Origin of the sequence: uncultured Caballeronia sp. (genome assembly GCF_964243625.1) — a bacterium.
Classification (GTDB): Bacteria; Pseudomonadota; Gammaproteobacteria; order Burkholderiales; family Burkholderiaceae; genus Caballeronia.
This window is the reverse complement of record NZ_CAXTGZ010000138.1, coordinates 1-7,798: the sequence shown is the minus strand read 5'-3', so window position 1 is coordinate 7,798 and position 7,798 is coordinate 1. Positions and strand designations below refer to the sequence as shown.

The following is a 7,798-nucleotide window of genomic DNA, read 5'->3' as shown; positions in this document are numbered from 1 at the left end:
ATTGCACCACGCAAGGCAGCATTCCGAGCAAGGTAACAAGCGCATGACCGACGTGCCCCGCGCCAAACAGGACGATATGGGTCGGTGGTACGGACGGCCACGCGCGGCGAGCGCTGATAACCTCGGGTCTCGGAATGATTTCCATAGCGAGCCTGCAATCAACCCGCTGCAGCAACTGCCGCGCGAACGGCACCCACCGCTTTCAAGATTTCCTCGCTGGTCGCGGGCGCGTTCATCGGCGGGTTCACTGTGTAATTGCCGACGCTCGCCACCGCATCGCGGATCGCGAAGAACACCGAAAACGGCAGCAGCAAAGGCGGTTCGCCGACAGCCTTCGACCTGTGGATGCTGTCTTCCACATTGCGGTTCTTGAACAACCGGACATCGAACACAGGCGGGCAATCATTGACGGTCGGGATCTTGTACGTCGACGGTGCATGGGTCATCAGTTTGCCGTTTGCGTTCCACCACAATTCCTCGGTCGTGAGCCAGCCCATTCCCTGAATAAACCCGCCCTCCACCTGTCCCACATCCAGGGCGGGATTCAGCGACGCGCCTACATCGTGCAACGCATCGGCGCGCAGCACGCGCATTTCGCCGGTCAGCGTATCGATCACTACTTCGGAGACCGCGGCTCCATATGAGTAGTAGGAGAACGGCCGGCCTTGCATTTTCGTCTGGTCCCAGTAGAGCTTCGGCGTCTTGTAGAAGCCGTCGGACCACAGTTGCACCCGCGCACGGTAAGCCTGCATGATCACCTCGTCGAAAGGGATCGCCGCGTCGCCAACTACAATCCGGTCGTCGACGAAACGCACATCGCGCGCGTCGACCTGTCCTTTGCCATAGTGCTCCGCGGCCAGCGCGGCCAGCCGTTCGCGCAATTGCCGGGCGGCGTCTTGCGCAGCTTTTCCGTTCAGATCGCTTCCTGTCGATGCCGCAGTCGCCGACGTGTTCGCAACTTTGCTCGTATCAGTCGCCGTAACGCGTACACGATTGAAACGTATGCCGAGCTCGTGCGCGACTACCTGCGCAACCTTCGTGTTAAGCCCTTGACCCATTTCCGTACCGCCGTGGTTCACGAGAACCGAGCCGTCGGTATAGATGTGCACCAGTGCGCCGGCCTGGTTGAAGTGAGTTACGTTGAACGCGATGCCGAACTTCACCGGCGTCAACGCGAGGCCCTTTTTAAGCACGTCATTGTTCGCGTTGAATTCCCGAACGGCTTCGCGACGCGCGCGGTAGTTGCTCGTGGCTTCCAGCTCGTCGAGCAGTTCGTGGATCACATTGTCTTCGACCGCCTGACCGTATGGCGTTACGTTGTGCTCGGTCTTTCCGTATAGATTGCGGCGGCGTACATCGAGCGCATCCAGCCCCAAGGAGCGCGCGACGTTATCGACGATATATTCGATCGCGAACGCGCCCTGCGGTCCGCCGAAGCCGCGAAACGCAGTATTCGACTGCGTGTTCGTCTTGCCGCAGAAGCCGTCAATGGACACGTGCGGAAGCCAGTACGCATTGTCGAAGTGACACAGCGCGCGCGTCATTACCGGGCCCGAAAGGTCGGCTGAAAAACCGCAACGCGACGTCATGTCAACAGACACGCCGTCGATCAAACCGGTGTCGTCATAACCGACTTCATACGTGTAATGAAAATCGTGACGCTTGCCGGTGACCATCATGTCGTCATCCCGGTCGGGCCTCAATTTCACGGGGCACTGGAGCTTCCATGCGGCAAGCGCCGCGCAGCACGCGAACAGGCCCGATTGCGACTCCTTGCCGCCGAAACCGCCACCCATCCGCCTGCATTCGACCAGCACGTTGTGCGACGCGACGTCGAGCATGTGGGCGACCATGTGTTGCATTTCCGACGGATGCTGTGTCGAGCACCATACATGCATGCCGTCGTCGTCCTTCGGCACGGCGTACGAAATCTGACCTTCCAGGTAAAACTGCTCCTGGCCGCCGAGCAACATTTCGCCTGTTTCGCGATGCGCGGCCCACTCGATCTTCGCGGCGGCGTCACCACGCGCGAGTTTCATCGGGGGCAGCACCCTGGAGTCGGCCGCACGTGCCTGTTGCGGCGTGAGGATCGCCGGCAATTCCTCGTAGACGACCTCCGCCCGGCGTGCAGCGCGCCGGGCAATGTCGTGCGACATCGCGACGACAATGAACATGGGCTGGCCGACGAATTGCACGACTCCATCGGCAAGGATCGGATCGTCACCATGAATGATCGGGCCGACGTCATTCGCGCCGGGGATGTCGTCGGCAGTGAAGACGGCGACAACGCCGGGCGTCGCCCGCACGGCATCGAACGACATCGACACGATCTTCGCATGCGCCTTTGCCGACAATCCGAGCGCTGCGTGCAGCGTGCCGGCGACCACCGGAATGTCATCAGTGTAGGTTGCGCGGCCGCTGACATGCAGATGCGCGGATTCGTGCGGCCGGGAAACGTGGACCTGTGTAAAGTTTCCTTCGAGAAGGTCCTGTGCTTCCTTCATGTCCCTCAGAAACGGTTCTGCTTGCTGGTTCATTCTATTGTTCTCCGTGTCCTTGACGTTCAGGAAGCAATGACCGCGCGCACGTCGATCGCGGCTTTTGGCAACGGATTGTCCGGTCGCGTCTCGAGCCAGAAACGATGCAACGTGTTCTTCGCGGCTTCGAGCCGGTAGTCGCTCGACGCGCGCATGTCGGACAACGGCGCGTAGTCGTTCGCGAGCGCGGCCATCGCTGCCTGTGCAGTGGCCTCGTGCCACTCAGCATCGCGCAGCACCGCTTCGACGTGCGTCGCGCGCTTTGGGGTCGCAGCCATTCCGCCGAACGCGATGCGTGGATCGCGAATCATATTGCCGTCGGCGACAAACGAAAGCGCCGCGCAAACGGCTGAGATATCCGAGTCGAATCGCTTCGACAACTTGTAAGTGCGAAACTGCAGATTCGCGCGCGACCCAGTGCGCGTCGGCACTTTCAATCCGAGAACGAACTCGTGTTCCGCCATGTCTTTCTTCTGATACGCGAGGTACAGGTCTTCAAGCGGCATGACGCGCTCGACGTCGTTTCCGCGAACTATCACATGCGCGCCCAGCGCGATCAGGCCGGGCATCGAGTCGCCAATGGGTGAACCGTTCGCAATGTTGCCGCCGAGCGTACCGGCGTTGCGAATCGGCAGCGAAGCGAAGCGCTTCCACATTTCCGTCAGCTCGGGATAGTGCTTCGCGAGCTCTTCATACGCGCGTTCTACCGAGACTCCTGCGCCGATTTCAATCCAGTTGTCCGACGTTTCGATTTTCTGCAGTGCGCCTATTCGTCCGACGTAGACAATGTCGCCGAGATCGCGCATCAGTTTCGTGACCCACAGGCCGATGTCGGTGCTGCCAGCGAGGATTCGCGTCGACGGTTGCGCAGCCTTGATGCGGGCGAGTTCGTCGACGGTGCTTGGCGCGTCAAAACGTTGGCCCGCATGTTGGTAGCTAAAAGTGTCTTCGCGTTCAAGCGTTGCGAGGGTACGAGCGATTGCAGCGATATCCACTGGCGCTTTTGGCGCAGGCAATTCAAACATCCGCACCGCCGCGTCGACGATGGGACGGTAGCCGGTGCAACGGCACAAATTGCCCGTTAACGCGTTAGAGATGTCGGCGCGCGACGGAACGGATTTGTTTGGGCATGAATGCTCGTGACCGTGCTTTTCGTATAGCGACCACATCGACATCACGAAACCAGGCGTGCAGAAGCCACACTGCGAGCCGTGGCATTCGACCATCGCTTCTTGCACCGGATGCAGCGATCCGTCCGGCTGACGCAGATCTTCTACGGTGAACAACGCTTTACCGTCGAGTGTCGGCAGAAACTGGATGCACGCGTTGACAGCTTTGAACTTGAGGCCGCCCGCGGCGTCGGGCTCGCCCAGTACCACCGTGCACGCACCGCAATCGCCTTCGGCGCAGCCTTCTTTCGTGCCCGTGCAACGCGCGTCTTCGCGCAGATACTGGAGCACGGTCTGGGTGACGGGCGCGTCGCTGACTTCGCGGATCGCGTTGCGGTGGTAGAAGCGGATGGGCTGGCTCATGTCTCTGTGCTCGCGTTGGTTTGCGCTGCGGCTTTTTTTGGGGGTCGTTGTAGCGTTATCGCTGCATCGCTGCTACGGCTTCTACCAGTCGGTCTGAACCGCGCCGCAGTGACGCTCCGAAAAGTACCACCATCAAAAGGCAGAACCCATAGTCACGGGGAAATGCGCGTTATATTGCCAGCGCGATAACGGCCGTATTCGGTCGCGCCGGGAATCTCCTTATGTCGGCGCCAGCGGTGCATGAAAAACGCTGCAACATGACTTCGGGTTCGGACATCAACGCTTCAGATATTTTCGCGTCAGCCATTCGCGTGCAGGCATGAGGCGATCCGTTGGCGGAAGTCATGCGTGTCCCCCCATATCGATGTGGGTCGTCGCAGCCTTTCGGACCGCGCAACCAGACCATATCGGGATCCGGTCGCGCAACCAACCTTGGGAAAGCAACAAGTCTATGTGCGAAATGACATGTGTTGACTGCGCGTGGCTTTGGAAAGAATGCACCTGCAATCGCACGAGGATGCCGCTCTGCTGATTGGCCTGCATCTCGGCATTTCGATTTAGCCGCAACGCAACATGGCAGGTGTTTTTTAAACTTGGGCGGCATAACATCGCGGCGTCATTCGCGTAAAGCAGTTGTCGAAAATACGTCTTTTGAATCCGACACCTGACCTTCTACCAGCGACCGTACTACCGCCTTTCGATCGCCCTACATATTTTTGATTAGCTTTACGACATGGATGAAGCAGGCATACAGTTAGCCACGCTGCGGTGCCCGCCGGCATCGGCCGCGCTTGCTCAAGGAGCCGTCCATCATGCTTTTCCGAATCATGGCTGCACTTCCGTTTATCGGCATCCTGGTAGGCGTTCCATTCGCGAACCACGTTGAGCCACTGATTCTCGGCATGCCATTCGTTCTCGCATGGATCGTCATCTGGATCGTATTGAGCGCGGTCATCATGGGGATCATTTATCGCCTTGATCCGGCAAACCGAGGGCCGATTGATCACGCAGGCGAGGTGCGGTCATGAGCAGCGCATTATTCATCATTGCCGCGGCGACCCTGTTTGCGCTTTATCTCGGAGTCCGCGCGCGTCGCGGACACGACATGGATCTCGAGCAATGGACGGTTGGAGGCCGCAGTTTTGGCACCGCGTTTGTTTTCCTGCTCATGGCAGGTGAGATCTACACGACCTTCACTTTTCTCGGCGGGAGCGGCTTCGCGTACGGCAAGGGCGCACCCGTCTACTACATTCTCGCCTACGGGACGCTCGCCTATATTCTTTCTTACTGGATGCTGCCACCGATCTGGCGTTACGCGAAACAGCATCGACTTGTCTCGCAGCCCCACTACTTCGCCCGCAAATACGACAGCCCGGCCCTCGGCGTACTTGTCGCGGTCGTGGGCGTCGTTGCTCTCATTCCGTATCTCGTGCTGCAACTCAAGGGGTTGGGCATCATTGTGGCCACCGCGTCTTATGGGGCGATCTCTTCGACCACTGCGGTCTGGATCGGCGCTCTGGTAGTCACCGCGTATGTGATTCTTTCCGGCGTGCGGGGTTCGGCATGGAATTCCGTGGTGAAGGACATCCTGATCCTCACCGTAGTACTGGTGCTCGGGATATACCTTCCGTACCACCTCTATGGCGGCATAGGCGCGATGTTTCACGCCATCGACATTGCGAAACCGGGCTTCCTCACGTTTCCCGCCAAAGGATCGAGCGTTTCGTGGTTTCAATCCACTGTGCTGCTTACGGCGCTCGGTTTTTTCATGTGGCCGCACACCTTCGGTTCCGTTTTTACCGCTCGGGAGGAGAGGACCTTCCGGCGCAATGCCATCATTCTGCCGATCTATCAGCTCATCCTTCTGTTCGTATTCTTCGTCGGATTTGCAGCGACACTCAAGGTTCCGGGTCTGACGGGCGGTGACATTGACCTGTCTCTTTTCCGGCTGTCGATCCAGACATTTGATCCTTGGGTTGTCGGCGTGATCGGAGCCGCCGGTGTACTGACGGCGCTTGTTCCCGGCTCCATGATTCTCACGTCCGCCTCAACGCTTCTTGCAAATGATATTTACCGCGGCGCAATAAATCGCCAGGCGTCCGATACGCAGGTTGGCAAGCTCGCGAGATGGTTGGTCCCCGTCGTTGCCCTGGTCGCGATCTGGTTCACACTTCAAGGCGGCTCGACGATCGTGTCACTTCTTTTGATGGGCTACAGCTTCGTCACTCAACTGTTTCCCGCGCTGATCGCAAGTCTCATGCATCAGACACGAGCGACAAAATATGGCGCGATGAGCGGAATCGTGGCGGGGGTGGCGGTGGTCGTCGTTACCACTACGATGCATCTAAGCATCGGAACGATGTTCCCTTCTTTTCCCGATTCGATCAAGGATGCGAATATTGGGTTACTTGCACTCGCCGTGAATATCGTGGTGTTCGGTTTGGTAAGCGGTCTGACGCAGTCGCGAGCGCTTGCTCAAGAGCACGCGTAACGCTCGGGGCTGCTTGACGACCAGACGTGGCGCTGACGCGGTTGATCGGAACAGATATTCGCCTTCCCAAGCCACGTCATCGCACCTGACAGGCAGAGCGCAGGATTCCCGAATAACGCTATGCGCTGATTCTGCGACGCCATAGCGATCCCTGCACCTCTTGCGGTCACCATATCCCGTCTCCTCGATCGCCGGATGTCGGATACGCAACCTGCATCTATCCAACGTCCGGCACGACGCCGACATAACGTGCCCGCGGACGGATCAGACGATGCGCTTCCACTTGCTCCAGCGCGTGTGCGAGCCACCCGACGCACCGGCCAAGCGCGAACAGGATAAACGGCGCCTCGGCTGGCAAGTCGAATGTCTCGGCAATGACGGCGAGCGCGAAGTCGATATTAGGCGCTTCACCAACAGAACGCGCCACATAGCCCAGGAGTTCCGTATAAGCCTTACGCGTTGGCAACAACTCCAGCAACGCGGCGGCCCGAACGTCGCCGTCCGGATAAAGCGGGTGTCCGAACCCCGGTAACGTCCGTCCCTGCGCCAGCCATTCGCGTACGGCTTGCTCAACGCCAAGACGCCCTGTCGATGCGATCAGCGCATTGAGCGCCAGCGACGCTCTCCCGTGGAGTGGACCGGTCAGTGACGCAAGCCCCGCAAGCATCCCTGCCGCCAGGGAAGCGCCCGTCGAAATAGTCACGCGCGCGGCAAACGTGGATGCATTCAGTTCATGGTCTGCAAGCAGGACAAGCGCACGGCGAATCATGTCCTCCGCGTCCCTGCGTGCCCATAAGGTCGAGATATGTTCGCTCAGCGGGCGGTCGCCGCTTGACTCTTCGTTTCCAAGCATCGCCTGGGCTAAGGTCACGAGCACGCTTGCCGCCTCTTCGCGGAGAACGGGCAGCGCACGGCCTATTGACGGCAGGTCGTTTGCGCTTCGCTCCGACAACGCAATGAGTCCCGCACGCAAGGCGCCACCGAAACCGCCACGGCCATGAATGACACGATCGCCCCTGGTCGCGGGTCGCAAACGGGGCGCCTCCGGGCAGTCCCACAGCAAAGCGGCGACGTCTTCCAGCGAGGCCGTTCCTGAAAGCGCAACAGCGTCCAGACCGCGATACCAGAGTCGTCCATCGATCACCGTGGATATGGCCGACGGCAGCACAGGGTCACCCCACTCAATGGCTTGGGCGGCGACCGTCTCGACTTTCCTTCGACCGTTGCTACGCTTCGCC

Annotated in this window: 5 protein-coding genes and 1 pseudogene (1 of these 6 cut by a window edge); 2 read left to right on the top strand and 4 right to left on the bottom strand. The window is 59.6% G+C overall.

The window, feature by feature from the left end; genetic code table 11:
* The 3 genes and pseudogenes from xdhC to xdhA all read right to left on the bottom strand — a co-directional run.
* Positions 1 to 145, bottom strand: a pseudogene (gene xdhC / locus ACFFAR_RS11960) (xanthine dehydrogenase accessory protein XdhC) (it extends 407 nt beyond the left edge of the window).
* Between the two features lie 13 nt (positions 146 to 158).
* Entirely contained in the window at positions 159 to 2,537 is a 2,379-nt protein-coding gene (xdhB, locus tag ACFFAR_RS11955) for a xanthine dehydrogenase molybdopterin binding subunit (protein ID WP_075357518.1), read from the bottom strand.
* A gap of 26 nt (positions 2,538 to 2,563) precedes the next feature.
* Positions 2,564 to 4,069 carry a xanthine dehydrogenase small subunit gene (xdhA, locus tag ACFFAR_RS11950; protein WP_174363551.1) on the bottom strand — a complete coding sequence of 502 codons (1,506 nt, stop codon included), beginning with the start codon at positions 4,067 to 4,069 and terminating at the stop codon, positions 2,564 to 2,566.
* An 812-nt stretch (positions 4,070 to 4,881) separates the two neighbouring features.
* On the opposite strand from xdhA, the gene ACFFAR_RS11945 reads away from it, so the two are divergent.
* Complete coding sequence (locus tag ACFFAR_RS11945) at positions 4,882 to 5,097, top strand: DUF3311 domain-containing protein (protein WP_174363552.1); 216 nt, start codon at positions 4,882 to 4,884, stop codon at positions 5,095 to 5,097.
* On the top strand, positions 5,094 to 6,560 hold the full coding sequence (locus tag ACFFAR_RS11940) for a sodium:solute symporter (RefSeq protein ID WP_075357516.1): 1,467 nt from the start codon (positions 5,094 to 5,096) through the stop codon (positions 6,558 to 6,560). Before ACFFAR_RS11945 ends, ACFFAR_RS11940 begins: the two co-directional genes overlap by 4 nt.
* A gap of 217 nt (positions 6,561 to 6,777) precedes the next feature.
* Here the strand turns inward: ACFFAR_RS11940 and ACFFAR_RS11935 are convergent.
* On the bottom strand, positions 6,778 to 7,798 hold a 1,021-nt coding region (locus ACFFAR_RS11935), incomplete at its 5' end, for a citrate synthase (RefSeq protein ID WP_375507925.1).